The organism is Aquimixticola soesokkakensis, from assembly GCF_900172375.1.
Classification (GTDB): domain Bacteria; phylum Pseudomonadota; class Alphaproteobacteria; order Rhodobacterales; family Rhodobacteraceae; genus Aquimixticola; species Aquimixticola soesokkakensis.
In genome coordinates this window covers 76,707-99,707 of record NZ_FWFS01000011.1, presented here as the reverse complement: position 1 = coordinate 99,707, position 23,001 = coordinate 76,707, and the positions used below count along the sequence as shown (strand labels likewise).

Here is a 23,001-nt window from a genome sequence, read left to right as displayed (position 1 = left end):
CCTCCGTTTATTTTGTCGACAACCGTCTCTGGCCTCCATATGTTATCGATAACTATTTCACGTCAAGCACAGAGATTCCCATTTCCTGTTCGAGACCCTGATCAACGACGCGGAGAACGACATGAGCAAACCGGCCATTCTACAAATCGGGGCCTACCCCGCATGGGACGAGACCCCTTTGAACCAAGCCTACGACGTCCGTCGCTATTTTGAGGCCGACGATAAGGCGACGTTTCTAGCCGAACACGGACCCCAGGTCCGCGCGATTGCGACGCGTGGCGAATTGGGGGCGAATCATACGCTGCTCGATGCCTGCCCCAATCTGGAAATCGTGTCTGTCTATGGCGTGGGCTATGACGCGGTCGATCTGGATGTCTGCCGGGCGCGTGGCATCCGCGTGACCAATACACCCGATGTTCTCTCCGGCGATGTCGCGGATTTCGCCGTCACGATGATGCTGGCGCAAACCCGTGGCGTGGTCGCGGGCGATGCCTGGGTGCGCGGCGGTGCCTGGGCGCAAACCGGCAACCTGCCGCTGCAACGGCGTGCCTGGGGCAGACGGGCGGGCATTCTGGGCCTCGGGCGTATCGGCTTTGAAATTGCCAAGCGCCTTTCGGGGTTTGGCATGCAGATCAGCTATAGCGATGTTGCCCCCAAGGATTACGCCCCTGACTGGCAATTTATCGCGACCCCCGAAGACCTCGCGCGCCAGTCTGACTTCCTTTTCGTCGCGGCGGCCGCGTCGAGCGCCACCCGCCATATCGTCAACCGGCCGGTGATCGAGGCGCTTGGCCCCGAGGGCATGTTGATCAATGTCTCGCGCGCCTCCAACGTCGATGAAGAGGCGCTGATCAGCGCGCTGCGCGATGGCACCCTTGGGTCGGCCGCCCTCGACGTGTTTGAAAACGAGCCGCAGCTTGATCCGCGGTTTACCACCCTTCCAAACATTCTTTTGCAGCCGCATCAGGCCTCGGGCACCGTTGAAACCCGCAAGGCGATGGGCGACCTGCTGCGCGCGAACCTTGCGGCGCATTTCGCAGGCACACCGCTTCCGACCGCTGTAATTTAGGAAAATCCCATGAAATCAATCGTCATTCACGGTCCAAAGGATCTTCGGGTCGAACCCTATGAAGAGCCGCGAAACCCGAAACTGGCCCCGCATGAGGTCCGCATTGCGATCAAGGCGGGCGGCGTTTGCGGCTCCGATCTGCATTACTATCACCATGGTGGCTTCGGGACGGTGCGCCTGCGCGAACCCATGGTTCTGGGGCATGAGGTCGCGGGCCATGTGACCGAAATCGGTGGGGCGGTGAGCGGCCTTGCCCTCGGCGATCTGGTGGCCGTCTCGCCCTCGCGCCCCTGTGGGGCCTGCTCATTCTGTCATCAGGGCCTGCCCAATCACTGCGAGAATATGCGCTTTTATGGCTCCGCGATGCCCTTTCCCCACATCCAGGGGGCGTTTCGTCAGGAACTGATCGCCGATGCGGCGCAATGTGTTGTCGCCAATGGCCTCACCGCCGGCGAAGCGGCGATGGCCGAACCGTTGGCGGTGACGCTTCATGCGGTGCGACGCGCGGGCGCGCTGCTCGGAAAACGGGTGCTGGTGACGGGATGCGGGCCCATCGGTCTGCTCACGATCCTCTCCGCGCGCCTCGCCGGTGCCGCTGAAATTGTCGCCACCGACCTGTCCGATTTCACCCTCGCCATGGCGCGCACCCTCGGGGCCGATGTCGCGCTGAATACCGGCACAGAGCCAGACGGGCTGGCCCCCTACACAAGCGGGAAAGGGACCTTTGACACGCTGTTCGAATGTACCGGCGTGGCCGCGGCCCTCGTTCCCGCTCTTGAGGCGATGCGCCCGCGCGGCACCATCGTCCAGCTCGGGCTCGGCGGAGAAATGCCGCTGCCGATGATGAAAATCACGGCCAAGGAACTCGATCTGCGCGGCTCTTTCCGGTTCCACGAGGAATTCGCATTGGGCGTGCAGGCGATGCAGCAAAAGCGGATCGACGTCACCCCGCTGATCACCCATCAGGTCGCCCTTGACGATGCAGAGCGCGCCTTCCTCTGCGCTTCCGATCGCAACTCGGCCATCAAAGCACAAATCATTTTTGACTGATATTATAGTTATCGATACCAAATTTTAGCCGATTTCCCCTTGGCATGGCCACGCCAAGGGGGGCCTTCCCCCGCCCTGACATCTCCAACCGGAGCCCCTTTCCCCGTGTTTCACACCATCCACAGGTTCAGCGCATTCGCTCTTATCGGATTGCTGACCGGCGCCGCACTCGCCCTCTCTCCTCACTCTCTCGAAGCGCGGATCATTCTGGCCCTTGGAACCTGCCTCTGTGCGCTCGGGGTTTATGACCTGATCCAGCGCAAACATGCCGTCCTGCGCAACTATCCTGTGATTGGGCACATGCGCTATCTGCTGGAAAGCATCCGCCCTGAATTGCGACAGTATTTTTTCGAGAATGACGAGGACGAAGAGCCGTTTTCGCGTGACGCGCGCACGCTGATTTACCAACGTGCCAAGGATCTTGAATCCTCCAAACCCTTTGGCACGAAAAAGCGGGTCTATGATGCGGGCTACGAATGGCTGACCCATTCCATTCGACCGCGCCACATCGCGGACAAGGATTTTCGCGTCACCATCGGCGGCCCCGCCTGCAAACAGCCCTATGCGGCCTCGGTCTACAACATTTCGGCCATGAGTTACGGCGCGCTGTCGGGCAATGCCATCGTCGCGCTCAATCGCGGGGCCAAGGCCGGTGGCTTCGCCCATGACACCGGCGAGGGCGGCGTGTCCGCCTTTCATCATCAGGGCGGCGATCTGATCTGGGAAATCGGCTCGGGTTATTTTGGCTGCCGCACCGAAAATGGCAGGTTTGATGCCGACGCTTTCGCCCAAACCGCACGCAATCCCCAGATCAAGATGATCGAGGTGAAATTGAGCCAAGGGGCAAAACCCGGTTTGGGGGGCGTGCTGCCCGCTGCCAAAATCACTGCCGAAATTGCACGCGCGCGCGGCGTGCCGATGGGCGTGGACTGTATTTCCCCGCCCTCGCATTCGGCCTTTTCAACGCCGCTTGAACTGATGGAATTCCTTGGGCAGTTGCGCGATCTTTCCGGCGGCAAGCCTGTCGGTTTCAAACTATGCATCGGCCACAGGCGTGAATTCATGTGCCTTGTCAAAGCGATGCTGGCGACAAATTTCTACCCCGATTTTATCGTTGTCGACGGCAAGGAAGGCGGCACCGGGGCCGCTCCGTTGGAATTTGCCAATCACATGGGCATGCCCTTGGTGGAGGGGCTGACCTTCGTTCACAATACCCTGCGCGGCGCGGGTATTCGCGACGACATCCGCATCGGGGCGAGCGGCAAATTGACCTCCGCGTTTGATATTGCCAAAGCCATGGCATTGGGCGCGGATTGGGCAAATTCTGCGCGCGGCTACATGTTCGCGCTTGGCTGTATCCAGTCGCAATCGTGCCATACCAACCGGTGCCCTGTGGGCATCGCGACCCAGGATACACTGCGTGCCCGCGCCCTCAATGTGCCCGACAAAGCCCAACGGGTGGCAAATTTTCACGCCAATACGCTTGCAGCGCTGGCTGAAATTACCGGGGCGGCGGGGCTGGTGCACCCCAATGATTTTCGCCCGCATCACATCATGCTGCGCGAAAAGGACCGCAACATGGTGGTGGGCAACCAGGTGTACAAAGAGCTTCCCCACGGGTTCCTCATCGCCGGCCATGACGAGGGCGACGGCTACCTGTCACGCTGGAACCGCGCCGATCCGGCCAGTTTCTATCCCAATGATGACGGGGTGTAGGGCGTGCAAAAAGGCGCTGTTCGGCAGGGACCGGACAGCGCCAAAAGCGTCGGCTAAGTTGGGACGGGAACCGACGCTTCAACCGGCGGCAAAATCCAGGGCCAATGGCCCCGCCGGTCTCAACGGGTCACGCGACCAGCGATTTCATCCGTGACATGCCAGACACCAGAAAAGGATCGGAGTGGATGTAGAGGAACTGACCGCCCTTTTGCGTCCAATGGGTGATATCGACCTCGCGCACCAGCGTACCCGTGGCCAACCCTGCATCGCGCACCCGCGCAAACACGTCCTCGATTGCGTCAACGACCTCTTTGGGCCGCGGCTCGCTGGCGGGCAGGCCGGGCGAATAGCCCATGTTTTGCGACAGATCGGAGGGGCCGACAAAAAACACGTCAACGCCTTCGACCTTGAGCATCTCGTCGAGATTGTCGATGGCCTCGGGCGTTTCGATCATGCAGATCACCAGCCGGTCCTGATAGGAGGAGGGCATCGCATAGCGCACAGCCTCGACAATATCTGCCGTCTGTTCGGCGGTGTTGACCATGGGCACCATCAGCCCGTCTGCCCCGGCATTGAGGTAGCGGATCATCACCGGGCGTTCATGCGAATGCGGGCGCACGATGCCTGCCCCGCCGACCGAGCGCACGGCCTGGGCATGGCTGCGGATATCCTCATGGCTCCACATCCCGTGCTCACAATCCAGAAACACGGAATCCGCCCCCGCCTCGATCATGCGTTGTGCCAGACCCGAGGACACATGGTGGGTGTTGACCATGCTCAACACCTCACCGGCCTTGAGCCGCGCGCGAAGCTTTGCGCCATTCATGCCTTGTCCTCCTGTTTGAGGTGCTCGGGCAGGTCCGGCAAATCCGCCGGTGCCCCTTGCCAGCGGGCAATATCCAGATCGACGCTGATATCGCGCTGGAACGTCGGACAGATGTGCAGCTCGGGCACAGTGGCGCGCGCCGGAAGGCAGGCCACCATCGACACGGCTGCGGCGACATCCTCGGGCGCGAGCATGCGTGCGCGCTCGGCCTCCGACGGCGGACGCGCGCGGTTGTCAAGGATCGGCGTATCGGCCTCTCCGGGCAGAACACAGACCGAACGGATGCCCTGATGGCGATAGGTGGTGTGCATGAACCCCATGAAGTTGCGCACCCCCGCCTTGGCCGCGCCATAGGCCGCCCCCCCCAGCAGGTTGGGTGTCAAAGCGGCAAGCGACGACACGGTGATGATCGTCCCCTCGCCTTTTTCCAGCATGTCGGGCAGCACCGCTTGGGAAAAGTTGAACACGGCGGTGAGGTTCACCTCGACGGTAGAGACGAATTCCTCCTCCGACAGCCAGCGCGCATTGAGCACCTTGCTCGCACTGCCCGCGTTGTTCACCAGCAAATCGATCGGGCCGATGAACTTTTTAGCCCGCGCGACAAAGGCAAAAATCGCCGCACGATCTGTGATGTCGAGCGGCTCGACATAGGCGCTGCCACCGGCGCTGGTGATCTGGGCCTTGATTGCCTCAAGCGGTTCGGCGCGACGGCCACACAAAATGACCTTTGCGCCTTCTTTGGCCAGGGACAGCGCGATTTCGCGCCCCATTCCCGAGCCTGCGCCCGTCACGACCGCGATTTTTCCATCCAGGGGCCTGGTCATCATGCCTTCTCCTCTTCCATTCCATATAGGTCCACCGCGGCCTGCGGTGTGATCAAGCCCAAACGCAGATCCTCGGCAATCAGATCGCGCGGACGCTCGACGGGATTGCCCCAGCCGCCACCACCGGGTGTTTCCAGCGTCAGATAGTCACCCTTCGCAAGGCTGATCTTGCCTTTGGGGAAATGCGGCTCGTCGTTTTTCAGGACTTTTCCGATGCGCCCATCCTTGCCGCCCGTCACCCCGAAACAGGGGATCTGGGTGCGCTCGGACGCCAGATAGATCGACATCGGACTGTCGCCCAGATTGCGCAGAACCGCACGTTGCCCAAGGCCGCCGCGGTATTTGCCCGCACCGCCGCTGTCAGGGATCAGTTCCTTGCACTCGGTCAGCACCGGCACCACAAGTTCGAACATCTCGACGGCCGTCACCTTGCAGTTCGACGGAAAACTGAGCGTGTCGAGCCCATCGGAATCCGACCGGCCCCCCTGACCGCCATGAAAGTTCTGCACCGAGCCGTATTGCGTGCCATCGGGACGCTGACCAACACAGTTCGCCGCCCAGATCGGCGCGCCACCACTATCCCCGATCACCTCGTTGGGCGCGACATTTTCGAGCGCTTTGAAGATCATCGAAGGAATGACATGCCCGATCAGGTTGCGCGAATTGCCTGCCGTCCACGGCTGCGGGTTCAGGATTGATCCAAAGGGCGCCTCATCGGTAAAGGGCGTGATGCAGCCCTCGTTGTTGGGCGTGTCGGGATCAAGCAGACATTTGAGCGCATAGGCCGTGTGAGCGTAGCGGTAGTTGGTGCGGCAGTTGATCGAATTGAGCACCTGATCGGACGAGCCTGCGTAATCGACATGGATTTTGTCGTCCTCGACCGTCACAGCCGCCTTGAGCACGATCAGCGGCGAATACCCGTCAAGCGTGACCTCGGAAGTATAGGTGCCGTTTGGCCATTTCGCGATGGCCGAGCGTGTCTGGCGCTCGGACATGCCGTGGATCACATCGGCAAGGCTGTCGACTTCGTCGAGGTCGTATTCATCGAGAAAACGCAGCAGCTCGCGCCCCATCACGTTATTCGCGGCCACCATCGAGTCCAGATCGCCCTGCACCTCGATGGGCAAACGCACCGACGCGGCGATCACATCGAGCACATCCTGATTGGGCACGCCCTTTTTATGCAGCTTTACGATGGGAAAGCGGATGCCTTCCTCGAAAATATCATTGGCCTCCGAGTGCAACGGCCGCCCGCCAATGTCGGGCAAATGCGCGATCGATCCGGCATAGGCGATGATTTTGCCATTCTTGTAGATCGGTGTGATCATGGTGACATCGGGCAAGTGGCCGGTGCCGATCTCGGGGTCATTGGTCGCCAGAACGTCGCCTTCTTCCAGCATGTCCGGCGTGAACTTTTTCAAAAAGTGGTTCTGTGCGGCGGCAGGCAGCGACGAGATGAACACCGGGATCGACCAGGTGCATTGCGCCAGGGCCTGCCCGCGGCTGTCCAGCAGAACGGTCACATAGTCATGGTTTTCGCGCACGATGGGCGAAAAGGCAGTGCGCCCCAACACGTTGTCGGCTTGGTCGGCGATAAAAATCAGCCGGTTCCACATCACCTGAAGGGTAATAGGGTCGGTAAGGTCGGCGGTAAGTTTAGCCATGGTGCTTACTCCTCGATATCGATGATGAGGTTTCCTTTGGCGTCGACATGCGCAGTGCCCTCAGGGCCCATGACAATGCTCGACTCGCGCTGTTCGATGATGGCAGGACCGGCAATCGGCGCATCCACCGCAAGCGCGTAGTGATCGTAGATCGGGGTCTCGACCGACGCCCCGAGGCTGTCGAAATAGATCGTGCGATGCCCTTTGAGGGCCTTGGGTCCGACAACTTCGGTCACGGGGCGCTGCGCCTCGGATTTGGTGCCGCTTGCACGCATGCGCCAGGTGATGATTTCAATGCTGGAATTTTCGACCTTGCGACCGAACAACTCGATGTAATGCGCGTAGAACCGGCGTTCGACCTCGGCGAGGAATTCGGCCTGCGGCAGATCAAGAGCGGGCAAGGTGACACTGATTTCATGCCCCTGACCGACATGGCGCATATCGACGGTATAGCGATATTCAATGGACTGAGACGCAACACCGGCGGCCGCAACCACATCCCTGCCCTGTGCTGCGAGGTCGTCCAGAATGGGTTTGACCGTGGCACTGTCCCAAGCGTCAAGGCGCATGGGACGCGACGCCGATACATCGACTGCCACTGGCGCAATCATCAGGCCAAGCGCAGAGGTAACCCCGGCCCCGGTCGGGCAGATGATCCGGTTGATCCCGAGTTTGCGGGCGATGCCGTAGGCATGGACCGGCCCGGCGCCGCCAAAGGCGACCATCGGCAGCGCGCGCGGATCGACGCCAAGATCGGTCGCATGCATCGCGGCCGCTTTGGCCATGGCCTCGTTCACCAGATCATGGATGCCCCAGGCACAGCGTTCCCGCGTCACGCCCAGTTCTGCCGCCAGCTTGTCGATCGCCGCGATGGCCGCGTCTTTGGACACTTTGAAACTGCCGCCCACGAAGTTGCCTGTGCCCATATAGCCCAAAACGATATCCGCATCGGTGACCGTTGGCTCTGTGCCGCCGCGCCCGTAGGCCGCAGGTCCGGGCAAAGCGCCCGCCGAGCGCGGGCCGACATTGAGCAGCCCAAGCGGGTTTTTCGCCGCAATCGAACCACCGCCGGCACCGATTTCGATCATATGGATCGACTGGATCTTGAGCGGGAAACCCGAGCCTTTGCGAAAGCGATGGTAATGCGCGACCTCAAGTTCCGAGGCGATGGTCGGCTCGCCATTGGGGATGAGGCACAGCTTGGCGGTGGTGCCGCCCATATCAAAGGACAATACACTGGTCTCGCCCGCGATGCGGCCGAATTCCGCCGCCGCCACAGCCCCTGCCGCAGGACCCGATTCAATCAGGCGCACCGGCAGTTTGGCCGCACGCGGACTAGGAACGAGGCCTCCGGACGAGGTCATCCACAACATATCGCGTTCGATGCCCCGCTCGCAAAAGGCATGTGCCAACTCATCCACGTGTTTTTCCATCAAGGGGCGGGTGTAGGCATTGGCGACTGTCGTCGAGGTGCGATCAAATTCGCGCACTTCAGGGCAGACATCCGAGGAAATCGTGACATAGACATCCGGCGCGGTTTCGCTCAGCAGATCGCGCACCCGACGCTCATGGTCGGGGTATTTGTAGGCGTGCAACAAACTGACCGCGACCGATTTGATGCCCGTCTCGTTGAGGGTGCGGCCCAGATCGCGAATGGCCTCCTCGTCGAGCGCCTTCATCACCACGCCCTCTGCGGTGATCCGCTCGGGCGCCCCATAGGTTTCCGCGCGGCTGACCAGCGGCTCAGGGTATTGGATTTTCAGATCGTAGAGGTCATAGCGCCCTTCGTTGCGAATGCGCAGGATGTCTTGAAAACCCTCGGTGGTGACAAGCGCGGTCTGTGCGCCGCGCCGTTCCAGTACCGAATTGGTGACCACCGTCGTGGCCCCGAGGATCTGCAACGTCTCGCGGTCCACCGAGCTCTCGTAGCGTTCAAGAAGTTCACTGACCCCTTGCACCACGGCATCGGCAGGATTGAGCGGGGTTGAAAGAACCTTGTGAAGATGCAGATCGCCGGCATCATCGAGCAGCGCAAAATCTGTAAATGTGCCGCCGGTATCAAATGCGAGTTTTGCCATTGTGGTATCCTAAGTATCGTTTGCACACAGCAGCCCTGCTGCGGAAATTTCCGCAGGTCGGTTCCGCCGTAAAGTTGGAAAAAAGATGGGCCTGTGTCGGTCTATAAGATCATCTTAGATCGTCGGGACCGCGTGAGGCCAACATCACTATGAACTACTGCGATAGCTTTTCATTATGGGCGAGCTCAGCGCGCATTTTGCCGGTGAGGAACAATTCGCCCAATTCATCATGGGTAATATCCGCAGGTTTACCGTCCCAGATCACTTCGCCCAGCCGCAAGATGACCGCGCGGTCCGCGACCTCCATCGCCTTTCGCGTGTTCTGCTCGACCAGCAGGATCGTGAGGCCGGTATCGCGCAGCCGCAGCAGCTCGTCGAACACGATCCCCACCGCCGCCGGCGACAGCCCCACAGAGGGTTCGTCGACCAACAGCATTTTGGGGCGCTGCAACACGGCCATCGCCACTTCGAGCAATTGCTGCTCGCCCCCGGACATATTCCCCGCCAATGTCGCGCGCCGTTTGAGCAGCGAGGGAAACAGCTCGTAGATGTAATCGCGGTCCGCTTTGACCTGTGGATCGCGGATCGTATAGGCCGCCATTTCAAGGTTTTCCTGCACCGTCATCAGCGGAAAATTGCACCGCCCTTGCGGGACATAGGAAATTCCGCTGCCCAGCACGGCGCGGGTGGCAAGTCCGCCGATCTGGCGCCCCTGCCAGTTGATTTCACCGCCCTTGAAGGTGGTCATGCCGAAAATGGTCTTGAGCAGGGTCGATTTTCCCGCCCCATTGGGCCCCATCAGGGCGACAAATTCGCCCTGCGGAATATCAAGTGACACCCCGTTGATGATGTCGAGGGCCGCGTAGCCCGAGCGGACATCGCGCAGCGATAAGGTGATATTGTCAGCCACCGAGATAAGCCTCCCGCACTTGCTTGTTTGCAATGACCTCGGCCGGCGTGCCTTCGCACAGCTTGCGGCCCTGATCCAGAACGATCGCCCGCGAACACAGGCTCGTCACCACGTCGATATTATGTTCGATGATAAGAAAGCTGACGCCCATCTCGCGGTTGGCGTAGCGGATGGTGTCGATCACCCGTTCGACAAGTTTGGGATTGATCCCGGCCATCGGCTCGTCGAGCATGATCAGCCTGGGGTCGGGCATCAACATCGAGGCAAACTGGATCAGCTTTTGCTGCCCGCCCGACAGGTTGCCCGCGGCCATATGCGCCACCGGCCCAAGCCCCGTCAGCTCGATCAGTTCGCGCGCATGTTTGCGCAAGCCCTCGATCCGCATCCGCGACCGCTTGCCCACCGAAAACGTCGACAGAACGCTGGGAAAGGTGAACATCTGCCCGGCAATGACCAGATTTTCCTCGACATCGAGTTTCTTGAAAACCACCGTTTTCTGGAAACTGCGCAACATGCGGCCCTCGCGGGCGATGCGGTTGAGCGACCAGTTGGTAATGTCGCTGCCCTCCAGCGACACGCTGCCGCTGTCAGGGGTGGCAAGGCCGGTCGAACAGTCGAAAAAGGTCGATTTGCCCGAGCCGTTCGGCCCGATCAGGCCCAGAATTTCACCATGATCAATGTGCAGATCGACATTATCGACCGCCGTCACGGCCCCGTAGGTTTTGGTCAGCCCCTTGATGTCGAGAACTGAAACTTTGCCCGAAGTCATGCGCTTCCCTCCTTTTTATCGACACCGCCTGCCCAGTCCCAGATACGCATCAGGAAGGGCGCAAAGCCTTGGGGGAAACGAAACACGAGGATCAACAACGACAGACCATAGGCAATCATCCGCAGCTCTGGTGCGATGCGCAGTCCCTCCGACAGGGCCACGAACAGGAAGGAGCCAAAGATGACGCCGGTGATCGACCCCGCCCCGCCGCCAAGCACGATAATCAGCATGGTGGTTGTGTAGAGTGTCTGGAACATCAGGGGGCTGGCCACGGAAATATAGTGGACATAAAGGCTACCGCCCGCCCCGCCGAAACCCGCCGCAATCACAAAGGCCGCAAGCCGGTAGTTCCAGGTCGGAATGCCAAGCGATTCCGCCAGCGTTTCGTTTTCACGGATCGCGACCAGGTTACGACCTGCGGGCGAGCGGACAACCAGCCAGAACACCCAGGTCGCAAAAGCGGCCAACACCAGCGCCAGGTAGTAGGCTTCCACCGGATTGCTTGCGGTCCAGCTATAGCCGGCCAGACCGACCGTCGGCTTGTCGATGTTGTTCAACCCCATGTCACCGCGGGTCACACTGATCCAGTTTTTGGAAATGGCCTGACCGATGATGACAAACCCGAGGGTACACATCACGAAAGAGGTATCGCGCAGCCGCAGCGCGGGAATACCCAAAGGTACAGCGATTACACAGGCCAGCGCGATGGCCGCCAGCATATTGACCGGAAACGATGTCCCGAGGTGGATCGACATCAGCGCCGAGGCATAGGCTCCAAGGCCAAAGAACGCCGCCTGGGCCAGTGACAGCATGCCGGTATACCCGACAAGCAGGTTCAGCCCATGGGCAGGCAACAGGAAAATCAACGCGATGACCATGGCGTGGACCGCATAGGTTCCCAGAACCATCGGCGCACCCAAGGCCACCACCGCCAGCGCAATCACGATCGGCGCGCGCAAATTGCGCCGTTTGGGATCACTGGCTGTGGTCGAGAGAGGAGTATTATTCATCATATTTCTCTTTTGACGGGGGGGCCGCATTAGAAACGGGCACGAGAGGAAAAGAGGCCGTGCGGACGCCACAACAGCATGAGGATCAGGGTGATAAAGCCGACAGAGTCGCGGTACTGCAGGCCGAAGTGACCGGCCACGAGGGACTCTGCGATGCCCAAAATCATCGCAGCCGCCAGCGTGCCGCGCACGTTGCCAAGCCCGCCCATCACAATGATCGGCAAGGTTTTAAAGGTGATGATCTCGCCCATACCGCCATAGACCGACACGTTGACGGGTGCTGTCAGAATGCCCGAGAACCCCGCAAGCGCAGTCCCGAGGATAAAGGTGGTCATCACGACCTTCTTGACGTCGATCCCGACAACTTCGCAGGCCTCGATGTTTTGCGACACCGCGCGGATGGTTTTGCCCATGCGGGTAAATCCCACCATCAGTTCCAGCCCGAGGAACACAAGAATACACACAAGGATGATCAACAAACGCTGCTGGGCGATGCCGACGTCTCCGAAAAACACCGGCTCGATGTAGCCTGCGGAAAAGAATTTATAGCTGCCGCCAAAAATCAGGATGGCAGTATTCTGCAGCACGAGCGACACGCCGAGCGTCGCGACCACACTGGCCTCGACCGGCGCACCGATCATCCGCTGCATGACGAATTTGCCGATGACGTAGGCGATGACAATTGTCACCGCCACGCCAAAGAGGATCGCCGCAGGGTAAGGCAGGCCAAGGGCGCTCGTGGCATACCAGCCCCCAAAGGTCCCGATCATGTAATATTCGCCATGCGCAAAGTTGATGGCGCGCATGACACCGAAGATCATGGTCATCCCGACCGCGACGATCGCATAGACCGCCCCGCTCGAGACGCCATTGAGGATCTGTTCTAGTAAAAAGTACATAGCGGCTTGTGCCTTACCCTGTGGATCTTAGTTGTCTGCGTAGGTGACGGCCCCGGTCACGGAACCGGTCACGACAGGCGCGTTGTCTTCGATTTCCAGCAGCAAAAGCGGGCGGATTGCCTGATGGTGGTCGTCGAAGGTGATGGTGCCCATCGGGCTTTCGAACGAAATGGCCTCAAGCGCTGCCACAACCGCATCGGCATCAATCGAATCCGCATCGTCGATGGCCTGCGCAAGCAGATGCAGGGTTTCCCAATGACCATAGGCGTGGTTGTTGGGCTCTTCGCCGTCATATGCCGCCTCGTAAGCAGCGACGAAAGCTTTGGAGCCTTCGCTATCGTAGGCGGGCAACCAGGCCGCTGCCTCGATCGCGCCGTCCATGGCTTTGGGCGCGGCCTCGATGGTGGCGGCGGCGGAGAATTCACCATTGCCCAACAGGGGCAACTTGCCGGCAAGGCCTGCTTCGATCATCTGGCGCGCGATGATGGGGGTGGTATCGGCCAGACCATACATCAGGATCGCCTGGGCGTCGGATTTGCGCACTTTGGTCAGGACCGATCGGAAATCGACCTCGCCCTCCTTGTAGTAGTCCTCCGACACCAGCGTGACGCCCAGATCATCGATATATTTCTTGGTGAAATCGATGGCACCGCGTCCGTAGTCACTATCGACCGACAGCACGGCAAGCTTGGTCAGCCCCTTTTCGGCCGCATATTTCGCAATCGACAGCGCGCGCACTTCGTCGGTGGGGTAGTTGCGGAAGGAATATTTATAGCCGCCCACACCAGCCTGATAGGTGATCTGCGGGTTCGAGGAGGCCGCATTGACCAGCACGACCTTGGCATCCTCGACCAGCGGCTGCATCGCCAGGGTCACGGAGGAACAGATATCGCCGATGATGAAATCGACTTCGTTCTGGTTGATCAGACGCTGGGTCGCGGACACGCCCTCAACAGGGGTACACACGCTATCGGCGGGAAAGATTTCAATCATGCGGCCATCGATACCACCGGCTTCGTTGATCTCTTTGGCCGCAAGGGCCGCACCGCGTTGGGCAAAGGATCCGTAGCGCGCGTTGGCACCGGAATTGGGCGACACCAGACCGATCTTGATGTCCGCATCCTGCGCCAAAGCGGGCAAAGCCATCGCGGCACAAAGGGCCATGGTGCTGGCACTCAGGACGGTACGGAACGAAGATTTTGTCATTTTAATTATCCCTATTGCTTATTTTTTCTGAGCGATTGTCCGGCGGTCCGCGACGTTGTGTCATCAAACTGCCATATTCAAACGCTGACCCAGACGCGGCGAAATCGCCAAAACAATGCCGCTCTATGTTTATTGCAAAATCTTATGGCGGAGTGCGCAGCGCCCGTCTGCGGGGCCTGTCAGACCAGCATCAAACCGGCTTGGGGTTTTTCGATTAACTCGGCGACCACCTTTAAAAGAACGGCTTTTACAGCCAGGGCCGGTTCGCTCATGGGTGCCGGATCGGGGGTGCAGAGCGAGACGTCGGCACGGATGGCCGGCTTGACCAGTTTGCGCACATGCGCATTTTCTAGGCCCGGTGTGCCGCGCACCACCGACAGCGGCAGGATCGATGCACCGATCCCCGATTTCACCGCGGCCGCAAGCGACGGCACCGAATCGATTTCGGCGACCACCACGGGGTCGATACGCACCCGCGCAAAAGCCTCGTCGATGAGTTTGCGCAGGAAATGGCCACGGCCGGGCAGAACCAGCGGCAGGTTTTCCAGCGTCTTCAAATCCAGCGAGGCGTCCTGCGATCCGCCCATGTCCGTCTCGGCGTTGGCGACCAGAAACAGCTCTTCGGAAAACAGCGGCGTCAGCTTAGTGCCCTTGATCGGTTGACTTGCATAGATGATCGCCATGTCCATGCGACCGCTCATCACCAGCTCGCTCAGGATCTGGCCGAAGCTGTCGTTGATATGCACCGTAATCCCGGAATGGATGCGCCGCACCTCCTGGATAATCGGCAACGACAGCGTGGAAGATGAGGAATAGGTCGCAAGCCCAATCGACACATGTCCTGCCAGCGCCTGCGACGCACGGCTGATATCAAGCGACGCCTGTTCGAGATATTTGAGCATGAGCTGCGCGTGGCGATAAAGCACAAGACCGGCCTCGGTCGGCGTCACACCGCTATTGGAGCGGATCAAAAGCTTTTGCCCGAAATGCTGTTCGAGGGCTGCAATCTGCTGGCTGAGCGCTGGCTGGACCGTATTCAAAAGCCCCGCCGCCCGCGAGATGCTGCCAGCATCAATGATCTTGACGAAGCTTTGCAGTTTTCGAAAATCAACGGACATATCGCGTCTCCTTTGGCCTCGACATTCCGCCGAAGCTATCACGTTACCTTATACCCTCCCGTGCCCAACCTACCTCAAGTGCGTCCGGCGATAAGCTGGCTAAAAGTTCAGGTGGGACAGCGCGCGGCCTTGTCCAACGCCAGTCCCACCTCACCGGTCAGACCTCCTTGCGCCCCGCGGCCTGAAAACCGCGCCTAGCGCAAAGCGCGGCACGCCGCCTCGATCCGGTCGCAGGCCGCGTCAATCACCTCCAACGAGGTCGCGGTCGAAATCCGAAAGTAGGGCTCCAACCCGTAGGCTGCGCCATGCACCGCCGCAACACCCGCTTTTTCCAACAGGTACAGTACGAAATCCTGATCGTTCGCAATCACTTGGCCCTCGGGAGTGGACTTGCCGATCACCCCTTGGCAATTGGCATAAAGGTAAAACGCGCCATCGGGTTCGATGCAGCTCAGCCCCTCGATCGCATTGAGGCGCTCCAACGCACGGTCGCGCCGCTCGCGGTAGACGGCAACCTGGGCTTGCACGCCCGACTGATCGCCGGTCAGGGCCACCGCAGCCGCCGCCTGACTGATCGACGACGGGCAGGACGACATCTGCGATTGCAGCTTGTTGATCGCGTTGATCAGCGGCAGCGGGCCCACGCCATAGCCGATCCGCCAGCCGGTCATCGCATGGGACTTGGACACCCCGTTGACGACCAGAGCACGATCGGCAAGCGCGGGGCAGGCTCCCACGATGCTGGTCGCCTCGAAACTGGCAAACCAGATGCGGTCGTAGATTTCATCGCACAGCACCCAGACATGGGGATGTCTGGCCAGAACCGCACCCAGTGCTTTCAGCTCCTGCGCGGTATAGGCGACGCCCGTGGGATTGGAGGGCGAGTTCAGGATCAACCACCGCGTGTTGGGCGTGATGGCGCCCTCCAGAGCTTCCGGCGTCAATTTGAATCCTGTGTCCTCGGGGCAAGCGACGATGACAGGCGTACCGCCATTGGCCACAACCATATCGGGATAGGACACCCAATAGGGCGCGGGGATGATCACTTCGCTCCCCTTCTCGACCGAAGCCATGAGCGCGAGAAACAGGATTTGCTTGGCGCCACCGCCGACGCAGATCGCATCCAGCGTGGTTTCAATCCCGAGCCGGGTGGCGAAATCCTGCTGGATCGCGCGGCGCAGCTCGGGCGTGCCATTGACCGGCGTGTATTTTGTCTCGCCCGCATTGATGGCGCGAATGGCCTCCTGCTTGATCAGCTCGGGCGTGTCGAAATCCGGCTCGCCGACGGTCAGGTTGAGAATATCATGCCCCGCGGCTTTGAGATCACGCGCCTTTTGGGCGGCAACGGTCGTGGGTGAAATGCTGATGTTGCTTACGCGGCTGGCAGGGTGAAACGTGCTCATGGGGGTCTCCTGAGGGGTTGCGGGCCCCGCACCGCAGGTCAGGCGGTTGTGTCGGGCCGATTGGAGACAAGCCTAGCAACGCGGCAAAGCAAAACGCGCCATTTATCTGAAACTATGGGTATAAACATTTCCTATGGCGACAGCGCGCGCCGCCCCACAAAACAGACCCCGCGCCAATGGTGCGGGGCGGCGCATTCCGGCCCTGTCACAACATCAAAGACCGCATCGTTTGCCAGAACGATACGGCCCCTGAGGATCGGATGCAAAAGGATCGAAAGAAACGATCCTTAAAATTTATGACTTCAAATCAAACCTCTACACTTTCGAACCCGCGGTGACAGGCAAGGGTAACATCCTGCTGCGGCCCCTGCATCACGGGGCGCTGCGTGACGCAGATATCCCCCAGCCGCAGGTGGCAACGCGGGTGAAAAGCGCAGCCTGTTGGCGGGTCCAACGGCGATGGCATTTCGCCCTCCAGCACGATTTCCTGTTGCGGTGCCTTGGGATGGCTTGGCAATGCTGCTGAAAAAAGTGCCTTTGTGTACGGGTGTTGGGGCGCGGTAAAGAGCTGTTCAGCGGGGCCGAATTCCACAATCCGCCCCAGATACATCACCGCCACGTCATCCGCGAGATAGCGGGTCGTCGCAAGGTCGTGGGCAACCAGAAGAAAGCTCACCCCCGTGCTCTCCTGGATATCTTTGAACAGGTTCATAATCTGCGAGCGGATCGACACATCCAGCGCCGATACCGGCTCGTCAAGCACGATCAGTTGCGGCCGCGACACCAAAGCGCTGGCAATCGCGATACGTTGGCGCTGCCCGCCCGAGAACTCATGCGGGAAATTGCGCGCCTGATCCGCCCGAAGCCCCACGGATTCCAGCACCTCATGCACCCGAAGGTCAATTTCCTTTGCCGACAGGGTGCTTGTTGCCTGCAACGGCTCGGCCACGATGTCGCGCACCCGCATCCGGGGACTAAGCGAAGCCCAAGGGTCCTGGAAAACCGCTTGAACCTTGGCGCGAAAGGCCTTGAGCGGCGCCCCGCGCAGCCCTGCAATGTCCACACCATCGACCAGAACCTGTCCGGCGGTGGGGGTATCCAGACGCAAAAGCATCTTGGTCAGGGTGGTCTTGCCACAGCCCGATTCACCGACCAATGCCAAGGTCCGGCCTGCATTGATTTTGAAATTGATGCCTTCGACGGCGCGCACTTGCCGGCCGCCCGAGACGTTGAACACGCGGGTCAGATCCCGCACTTCTAGGATGGGGGGGTCATTGCGTTTCCAGTCTCCAGCAGCGGGCCCAATGTTCACGCCCGTCTTGATCGGGCGTGTCATAAACCGGTGGCTCCTCGGTGTGGCAGCGGGTATCGGCAAGCGGACAGCGGGGGGCGAATTTACAGCCCTTGGGTTTATTCCACAGCGCCGGTGGATTGCCGCTGATCGACGGCAGCCGCCCCTGTTGGCCGTGCAGCTTGGGCACAGAACCAAGCAGCGCTTGGGTATAGGGATGCCCGGGCGCATCGAAAATCCGCTCGACGGGGCCGGTTTCGACGATCTGCCCGGCGTACATCACCGCCAAACGATGACAGACCTTGGCCACGATCCCGAAATCATGGGTGATAAAGATAATCCCCATGCCCGTCTCGGCCTGCAATTCCTGCAACAGACGGATGTATTGCGCCTGTACCGTGACATCGAGCGAGGTCGTCGGTTCATCCGCGATGATGACATCGGGGGCGCAGGAAATCGCGATGGCCCCGACAACGCGCTGGCGCATGCCCCCGCTCATCTGGTGCGGATAGGCGTCGACGCGGTGTTCGGGGGCAGCAACCCGCACGCGGCGCAGCATCTCGACCGCCGCCGCCTTCAGGCCCTTTTTGGGCACATCCGTGTGCAGCGACAGGGCTTCGCCGATCTGGCTACCCACGCTAAAGGACGGGTTGAGCGAGGTTTGCGGATCTTGCAGGATCATCGAGATCTTCTTGCCGCGCACACGCCGCATCTCGCGCTCGGACAGCTGCAACAGATCGACCCCGTCCAGCATCACCGCACCGCCCGCGACCCGGGCGGCATGTTTTGGCACCAGATTCAGCAGCGACAGACCGGTCAGGGATTTGCCGCTACCCGACTCCCCCACCAGCCCCAGCGTCTCCCCGCGTTTGAGCGAAAGGCTGACGTTATCGACCGCGGCGAATTCATCGGTTCGAATGGAAATCGTCGTGGTCAGGTTGCGGACCTCGAGCACGACCTCCGATTGTGGATCAAGTGGCATCACATCGGCCTCGTTTTAGGGTCAAGTCGATCACGCAGCCAATCGCCCAACAGGTTGATAGAAAGAACGGTAAGCAGGATCGCAAGGCCGGGGAAAAACGAAATCCACCACGCCGAGACAATCAATTGACGCCCGTCCGCGACCAGAATGCCCCAGGTAGGGGTCGGGCGCGGAATACCGATCCCCAGAAAGCTCAACGAAGCCTCAAGCGAAATCACGATGCCAACCTGAAGCGTCGCCAGCACGACAATGGTGTTGAGCACATTGGGCAGGATATGGCGCAGGAGGATTTTGACATGCGACACGCCGGCGACCTTGGCACGGGCAACAAAATCACGCTCGCGCAGCACCAGTACCTCGGCCCGGACCTGCCGCGCGAAATAGGCCCAGAGCACGAAGGCGACCACCGTGATCACCGATTTGAAACTCGGCCCGTACATCGCCGCCAGTGCCAGCGCCAGCAAAATGGCCGGCAGGGCCAGCGTGATATCGACAAGGCGCATCACCAGGGTATCCACCCAGCCGCGCGCATATCCCGCAAGCAGGCCAAGCGTGGTGCCGATGGTGACCCCCACGATGATCCCCGTGGCCGAGATTGACATGGCATACCAGGCGCCATGCATGGTCCGGCTCAGGATACAGCGGCCCAGCCGGTCGGTCCCGAGGATATACTCCCAGGTGCCGCCGAAAAATACCGGCGGCTGCAGACGGGCCTGCATGTTCATCTCCTGCGCTCCATGAGGGGCAATGAAATCGGCAAACAAGCCCGGGATGATCAGCACACACAGGAGGATGGCAATGGGAAAGTAAGGCAGGGTCCAAAGGCTGGCGGACACTATCCGGCGCCGCTTTGGTGACCGCTCAGGCGCGGACGCGCGGGTCGATGTAAGCATTCAGAATATCCACCAAAAAGTTGCAAACGATGTAGATGAGGGCGAAAATCACCACGACGGCCTGCACCACGGGAAAATCCCGCGCGCGGATGGCCTCGATGGCGACCCAGCCCAGACCCGGCCAGGAAAAGACGGTTTCGATGGTCACAGAACCGGTCAAAACCGAACCGGCAAGCACGCCGAAATAGGTCAGCGGCACCACGGCGGCATTGCGCAGGGCATGGACCCAGACCACCCGGGTTTCCGACACCCCCTTGACCCGCGCCAGTTTGACATATTCGGCGTCGAGCACTTCGAGCATGGCAGAGCGCGTCAGGCGGCTCAGCGCGGCAATCTGGAACCACGCCATCGCGATGGCGGGCAGGATGACGTGCTGCCAGCTTCCCGAACCGGAGGTCGGCAAGAGCTGAAGCGCCACCGCAAAGAACCAGATCAGCAGGATCGCGAACCAGAATTGCGGGATGGACTGGCCAAAAAGGCTGAACAATTGCGCCGCTTTATCAAGCTTGCCACCCTTTCTCATCGCGGCCATCACCCCCAGCGGCAGGGCGACAACGACGGAAATCGCGACCGCAATCCCCCCCAGATAAAGCGTCTGCGGCAGGCGGTCGGCAACAACCCCCATCGCCGAATACCCGCGCCATTTCAGCGAGTCCCCGAAATCCCCCTGAAGGGCATTGCCCAGAAACGAGAGGTACTGGCGGGGCAAGGACTGATCGAGGCCCCAGGCGCTGACGAGCGCGTCGATTTGTTCTTGAGTGGCGTCTTGCGGCAACAAGGCATCCACGGGGCTGCCCGACATATGCGTCAAGGCGAACACCAGAACGGTGATCACAAAGATCGCCGCAAGGCTTTCGAGCAGCCGAATGAGAATATAGCGTTTCATGACCGATCCCTTTGGTCGGGACGGCCCGCAGGCCATCCCGAGATGCATTTACTCAGCGGTCTTGATCAGCTCGAAATGGCTCAACCCGCTCGACGTCGACCCGGGAAAGGTCCAACCCGTGATCGTGTCGGGATCGACCGTGACCTCGGCAAAGATTTTCGCGAGCGGCATGTGGGTGTAATCATCATAGAGCTTGGTGAAAATCTGCGAGGCAAGCGCATCGCGCTCGGCCATGTCGGTCGAGGCCGCAAGTTCGTCAAACACGCTGTTGATTTGCGCGTCATCCACATAGGCGGTCGGGCGGTTTACCTTGCTGAAATAAACCTGAAGCCCGACCTGTGCGGGCCGGATCGGCGCATTGCGCACCGGCATGATCCAGGGCGCATTGCGATCACGACGGGCCGACAGGATGGATGCCCCGTCCATTTCACGCATTTCTGTTTGCAAGCCGACGGCCTCGAAATAGGCCTGCGCCAATTCGGAAATCAGCGGAAATTCCGGGTTGCCCGGCAGGGAGGTGACGATGATCGGGATCACCGGATCGCCAAAGGCATCGGGGTAACCGGCCTCGGCCAACAACGCCATCGCCCGTTCGGGGTCATAGCCGTAATCTGCGTCGAAACGATCGGCAAGGGCGGGGGTGTAACCCTCGTATTGCGCGTCCATGGTGAACACCGGCAGGGCTTCGGCGCGGCCATCGTAGAGCACCTCAAGCAATTGCGAGCGGTCCAGCGCGCGGTTCATCGCCTCGCGTACCCGCACATCCGCCCAGGGCAAACCGGTGGGCAATTCGCCCCCCTCGGGATCGGTGTAAAGCGCGCCAAAGACCATCGACGTTTGCGACGCCCCCTGTGTCGAGGCAAGGATTTCAAACCCGGCGTCCAGCGCCTGTGGCTGCAACTCGCGCGACAGGCTCACGATATCGGCCTCATGTGACAGCAACATCGCCAGCTTGGTTGCCGCCTCCCCGACAAAGCGGATCGACAGGGTGTCATAATCGGCATCCACGCCGCTCCAGTGGTCTTGAGCGGTCGAGAACGTCATCCCCTGGCCAAGCTCGCTGGACTCATAGACCAGCGGACTGGTGCCGGCGGGCTTTGTTTTGTAGCCCTCAAGCCCCTCGGCGTCGAACTGTGCCTTGCTGTAGATCGCCAGCACCCCGCGCCCGGCCAGCATGAACAGGAAATCGGCTTGCGGCGCAGGCAGGTCAAAGCGAACCGTCTGGGCATCGACGGCGGTAACGGTCGCGTCGCGCAGGTTGCCAATGCCGCTCAAACGGCTGTCATCGCCGATATGCAGGTTAAAGCTGTGCACCACATCCTCGGCGGTGACAGGGCCCCACCCATCGTGGAACTCGGCCTGCGGTTTCAGCGTGAAGGTCCAGGAGGTCAGATCCTCATTTGCCTTCCAGCTTTCGGCCAACCCGCTGGTATCGTATTTTCCGGTTTCGGGATTATTGCCCACCAGACCCTGCAGCGAGGGCAACATAAACGCCCCCTCGGTTTCCCAGTAGAGATTGCTCTCGGAGGCGATGGGATCGATGACGACCGTCACGTCCTGGGCGGCGGCTTGCAGCGCCATGACCGCTGCCGCGCTGGACATCAAAAGTGTCTTGCCCGCGGCTTTGGCGCGCTTGCGAATGTGCGATGTCAGCGTGGAGGCCGATTGTGCGGCAAAGCGATTTATAAATGGATGTCGCATGATATATTCGTTTCCCCGTTGATTATTTTTTTGCAATCCGTCGGGATGTCTAAAACGGCCCTCCAGATTGGAATTCAGCGTAGGAGTGGAATTTTTTTCGCGCTACAAAGCACTCTGCATAGGGCCATAATGGATGGCTATGGCTAGTAGAAATTTGATTAGATTAAATATTTTCAAAACGACCTGCGGATGTGATCACGCAAACCGGGCGGCAGCGTCATCAAACGCTGCCGCCCGCCTGTCTTTGAGCGCCCTGTCGTGAGGCCCGGCCGTCTTTACCGCGAGGGGTTACACGCAACCGCCATCACAAGCCCGCCACTGCCGACCTTATGTTCATAGGTGAATTCCTTGGGCAGATACATGGCATCCCCCGGGCGGAACGCGTGGACGCGCCCGTCGGGCAGCGTCTGCGTCGACCCGCCATGCAAGCAGAACAGCACACTTTCATGCACCCCGTCGCCGATGGCCGTATGTTCGAAATCGGGTTTGAACGTGGTAATGTGGAACGAAAAGGACGACCCTTGATTGTCTTTGGTAATCAAACGATGGGTAAATTCGATACCCTCTTTCAGCCAAATCCGTTCAACGTCTTCTTGACGGCTCCATTCGATGCTATCGCTCATTGTATTCTCCATTTTTGTCGCTGCCTCACACAATGCAGTCTCGACAAAAGGATCAAGCGTTAGCCTGCGTCTATAAGAATTTG

The 23,001-nt window shown here is 60.2% G+C and carries 20 protein-coding genes; 3 read left to right on the top strand and 17 right to left on the bottom strand.

Features of this window, described 5'->3' with window-relative positions:
* The first annotated feature begins 121 nt into the window (after positions 1-121).
* The 3 genes from AQS8620_RS14335 to AQS8620_RS14325 all read left to right on the top strand — a co-directional run bounded on the left by AQS8620_RS14335 (position 122) and on the right by AQS8620_RS14325 (position 3,835).
* Complete coding sequence (locus tag AQS8620_RS14335; RefSeq protein WP_085837707.1) at positions 122-1,069, top strand: 2-hydroxyacid dehydrogenase; 948 nt, start codon at positions 122-124, stop codon at positions 1,067-1,069.
* 9 nt (positions 1,070-1,078) lie between these two features.
* Complete coding sequence (locus tag AQS8620_RS14330) at positions 1,079-2,119, top strand: L-idonate 5-dehydrogenase (RefSeq protein WP_085837706.1); 1,041 nt, start codon at positions 1,079-1,081, stop codon at positions 2,117-2,119.
* A 105-nt stretch (positions 2,120-2,224) separates the two neighbouring features.
* Entirely contained in the window at positions 2,225-3,835 is a 1,611-nt protein-coding gene (locus AQS8620_RS14325) for an FMN-binding glutamate synthase family protein (protein WP_234990503.1), read from the top strand.
* A gap of 127 nt (positions 3,836-3,962) precedes the next feature.
* Here AQS8620_RS14325 and AQS8620_RS14320 read toward each other — a convergent pair whose 3' ends face one another.
* The 17 genes from AQS8620_RS14320 to AQS8620_RS14240 form a co-directional block, all read right to left on the bottom strand.
* Complete coding sequence (locus AQS8620_RS14320; protein WP_085837705.1) at positions 3,963-4,661, bottom strand: HpcH/HpaI aldolase family protein; 699 nt, start codon at positions 4,659-4,661, stop codon at positions 3,963-3,965.
* Positions 4,658-5,488 carry an SDR family oxidoreductase gene (locus AQS8620_RS14315; RefSeq protein ID WP_200809635.1) on the bottom strand — a complete coding sequence of 277 codons (831 nt, stop codon included), beginning with the start codon at positions 5,486-5,488 and terminating at the stop codon, positions 4,658-4,660. The genes AQS8620_RS14320 and AQS8620_RS14315 overlap by 4 nt, the downstream gene beginning before the upstream one ends.
* Positions 5,485-7,149 carry a hydantoinase B/oxoprolinase family protein gene (locus tag AQS8620_RS14310; RefSeq protein ID WP_085837704.1) on the bottom strand — a complete coding sequence of 555 codons (1,665 nt, stop codon included), beginning with the start codon at positions 7,147-7,149 and terminating at the stop codon, positions 5,485-5,487. The genes AQS8620_RS14315 and AQS8620_RS14310 overlap by 4 nt, the downstream gene beginning before the upstream one ends.
* Positions 7,150-7,154: 5 nt before the next feature.
* Positions 7,155-9,227, bottom strand: coding sequence for a hydantoinase/oxoprolinase family protein (locus AQS8620_RS14305; RefSeq protein ID WP_085837703.1), 2,073 nt, complete (start codon positions 9,225-9,227; stop codon positions 7,155-7,157).
* Between the two features lie 154 nt (positions 9,228-9,381).
* On the bottom strand, positions 9,382-10,137 hold the full coding sequence (locus AQS8620_RS14300) for a branched-chain amino acid ABC transporter ATP-binding protein (protein WP_085837702.1): 756 nt from the start codon (positions 10,135-10,137) through the stop codon (positions 9,382-9,384).
* Complete coding sequence (locus AQS8620_RS14295) at positions 10,130-10,906, bottom strand: ABC transporter ATP-binding protein (protein ID WP_085837701.1); 777 nt, start codon at positions 10,904-10,906, stop codon at positions 10,130-10,132. The genes AQS8620_RS14300 and AQS8620_RS14295 overlap by 8 nt, the downstream gene beginning before the upstream one ends.
* Complete coding sequence (locus tag AQS8620_RS14290) at positions 10,903-11,916, bottom strand: branched-chain amino acid ABC transporter permease (RefSeq protein WP_085837761.1); 1,014 nt, start codon at positions 11,914-11,916, stop codon at positions 10,903-10,905. The genes AQS8620_RS14295 and AQS8620_RS14290 overlap by 4 nt, the downstream gene beginning before the upstream one ends.
* Before the next feature lie 29 nt (positions 11,917-11,945).
* Positions 11,946-12,815 (bottom strand): branched-chain amino acid ABC transporter permease, encoded by an 870-nt coding sequence (locus tag AQS8620_RS14285; RefSeq protein ID WP_085837700.1) that lies wholly within the window; start codon positions 12,813-12,815, stop codon positions 11,946-11,948.
* Positions 12,816-12,842: 27 nt separating this feature from the next.
* Positions 12,843-14,021 (bottom strand): ABC transporter substrate-binding protein, encoded by a 1,179-nt coding sequence (locus tag AQS8620_RS14280; protein WP_085837699.1) that lies wholly within the window; start codon positions 14,019-14,021, stop codon positions 12,843-12,845.
* A 179-nt stretch (positions 14,022-14,200) separates the two neighbouring features.
* Entirely contained in the window at positions 14,201-15,139 is a 939-nt protein-coding gene (locus AQS8620_RS14275) for a LysR substrate-binding domain-containing protein (RefSeq protein ID WP_085837698.1), read from the bottom strand.
* A 194-nt stretch (positions 15,140-15,333) separates the two neighbouring features.
* Positions 15,334-16,542, bottom strand: coding sequence for an aspartate transaminase (locus AQS8620_RS14270; protein ID WP_085837697.1), 1,209 nt, complete (start codon positions 16,540-16,542; stop codon positions 15,334-15,336).
* A 307-nt stretch (positions 16,543-16,849) separates the two neighbouring features.
* The gene (locus AQS8620_RS14265; RefSeq protein ID WP_085837696.1) at positions 16,850-17,878 is read right to left on the bottom strand and encodes an ABC transporter ATP-binding protein; all 1,029 of its coding nucleotides are present in this window, start codon (positions 17,876-17,878) and stop codon (positions 16,850-16,852) included.
* The gene (locus tag AQS8620_RS14260; RefSeq protein WP_085837695.1) at positions 17,814-18,815 is read right to left on the bottom strand and encodes an ABC transporter ATP-binding protein; all 1,002 of its coding nucleotides are present in this window, start codon (positions 18,813-18,815) and stop codon (positions 17,814-17,816) included. The genes AQS8620_RS14265 and AQS8620_RS14260 overlap by 65 nt, the downstream gene beginning before the upstream one ends.
* Positions 18,815-19,534 (bottom strand): ABC transporter permease, encoded by a 720-nt coding sequence (locus AQS8620_RS14255; protein WP_234990502.1) that lies wholly within the window; start codon positions 19,532-19,534, stop codon positions 18,815-18,817. Before AQS8620_RS14255 ends, AQS8620_RS14260 begins: the two co-directional genes overlap by 1 nt.
* 142 nt (positions 19,535-19,676) lie before the next feature.
* On the bottom strand, positions 19,677-20,594 hold the full coding sequence (locus AQS8620_RS14250) for an ABC transporter permease (protein ID WP_085837693.1): 918 nt from the start codon (positions 20,592-20,594) through the stop codon (positions 19,677-19,679).
* Positions 20,595-20,642: 48 nt separating this feature from the next.
* A complete protein-coding gene (locus AQS8620_RS14245; RefSeq protein WP_085837692.1) occupies positions 20,643-22,295 on the bottom strand; it encodes an ABC transporter substrate-binding protein in 1,653 nt (550 codons plus the stop codon).
* A 275-nt stretch (positions 22,296-22,570) separates the two neighbouring features.
* Positions 22,571-22,918, bottom strand: a complete 348-nt coding sequence (locus AQS8620_RS14240; RefSeq protein WP_234990501.1) for a cupin domain-containing protein — start codon at positions 22,916-22,918, stop codon at positions 22,571-22,573.
* Positions 22,919-23,001: the final 83 nt, after the last annotated feature.

Bases quoted from the DNA above. Each gene is read 5' to 3' on its own strand.
- AQS8620_RS14245 (WP_085837692.1), bottom strand. From the start codon at position 22,295: ATGCGACATCCATTTATAAATCGCTTTGCCGCACAATCGGCCTCCACG.
- AQS8620_RS14280 (WP_085837699.1), bottom strand. From the start codon at position 14,021: ATGACAAAATCTTCGTTCCGTACCGTCCTGAGTGCCAGCACCATGGCC.
- AQS8620_RS14260 (WP_085837695.1), bottom strand. From the start codon at position 18,815: ATGCCACTTGATCCACAATCGGAGGTCGTGCTCGAGGTCCGCAACCTG.
- AQS8620_RS14320 (WP_085837705.1), bottom strand. From the start codon at position 4,661: ATGAATGGCGCAAAGCTTCGCGCGCGGCTCAAGGCCGGTGAGGTGTTG.
- AQS8620_RS14270 (WP_085837697.1), bottom strand. From the start codon at position 16,542: ATGAGCACGTTTCACCCTGCCAGCCGCGTAAGCAACATCAGCATTTCA.
- AQS8620_RS14285 (WP_085837700.1), bottom strand. From the start codon at position 12,815: ATGTACTTTTTACTAGAACAGATCCTCAATGGCGTCTCGAGCGGGGCG.
- AQS8620_RS14290 (WP_085837761.1), bottom strand. From the start codon at position 11,916: ATGAATAATACTCCTCTCTCGACCACAGCCAGTGATCCCAAACGGCGC.
- AQS8620_RS14240 (WP_234990501.1), bottom strand. From the start codon at position 22,918: ATGAGCGATAGCATCGAATGGAGCCGTCAAGAAGACGTTGAACGGATT.
- AQS8620_RS14275 (WP_085837698.1), bottom strand. From the start codon at position 15,139: ATGTCCGTTGATTTTCGAAAACTGCAAAGCTTCGTCAAGATCATTGAT.
- AQS8620_RS14265 (WP_085837696.1), bottom strand. From the start codon at position 17,878: ATGACACGCCCGATCAAGACGGGCGTGAACATTGGGCCCGCTGCTGGA.
- AQS8620_RS14315 (WP_200809635.1), bottom strand. From the start codon at position 5,488: ATGATGACCAGGCCCCTGGATGGAAAAATCGCGGTCGTGACGGGCGCA.
- AQS8620_RS14310 (WP_085837704.1), bottom strand. From the start codon at position 7,149: ATGGCTAAACTTACCGCCGACCTTACCGACCCTATTACCCTTCAGGTG.
- AQS8620_RS14305 (WP_085837703.1), bottom strand. From the start codon at position 9,227: ATGGCAAAACTCGCATTTGATACCGGCGGCACATTTACAGATTTTGCG.
- AQS8620_RS14335 (WP_085837707.1), top strand. From the start codon at position 122: ATGAGCAAACCGGCCATTCTACAAATCGGGGCCTACCCCGCATGGGAC.
- AQS8620_RS14295 (WP_085837701.1), bottom strand. From the start codon at position 10,906: ATGACTTCGGGCAAAGTTTCAGTTCTCGACATCAAGGGGCTGACCAAA.
- AQS8620_RS14250 (WP_085837693.1), bottom strand. From the start codon at position 20,594: ATGAAACGCTATATTCTCATTCGGCTGCTCGAAAGCCTTGCGGCGATC.
- AQS8620_RS14255 (WP_234990502.1), bottom strand. From the start codon at position 19,534: ATGCAGGCCCGTCTGCAGCCGCCGGTATTTTTCGGCGGCACCTGGGAG.
- AQS8620_RS14330 (WP_085837706.1), top strand. From the start codon at position 1,079: ATGAAATCAATCGTCATTCACGGTCCAAAGGATCTTCGGGTCGAACCC.